Annotated in this window: 1 protein-coding gene; it reads right to left on the bottom strand. The window is 66.2% G+C overall.

Annotated elements, in window-relative coordinates; all coding sequences use genetic code 11:
- Positions 1-204 (bottom strand): CoA-transferase (locus tag IE00_RS19395; protein ID WP_305790330.1); only part of this gene is annotated, 204 nt, incomplete at both ends.

The following is a 204-nucleotide window of genomic DNA, read 5'->3' as shown; positions in this document are numbered from 1 at the left end:
GTGGATCTGGTCGGGGTCCAGGCTGCCGCGCGGGACGATCTCCTCGACCTCGGCCACGCAGATGCGTCCGCACATGGCAGCGGGCGGGTTGAAGTTGCGTGCCGTCTTGCGGAAGACCAGGTTGCCGGTGTCATCGGCCTTCCACGCCTTCACGATCGACAGATCCGCCACGATGCCGCGTTCCAGGATATGGGTCTGGCCGTC

The organism is Paracoccus sp. SM22M-07, from assembly GCF_001887735.1.
Taxonomy (GTDB): domain Bacteria; phylum Pseudomonadota; class Alphaproteobacteria; order Rhodobacterales; family Rhodobacteraceae; genus Paracoccus.
This window is presented reverse-complemented; position numbering and strand designations above follow the sequence as displayed.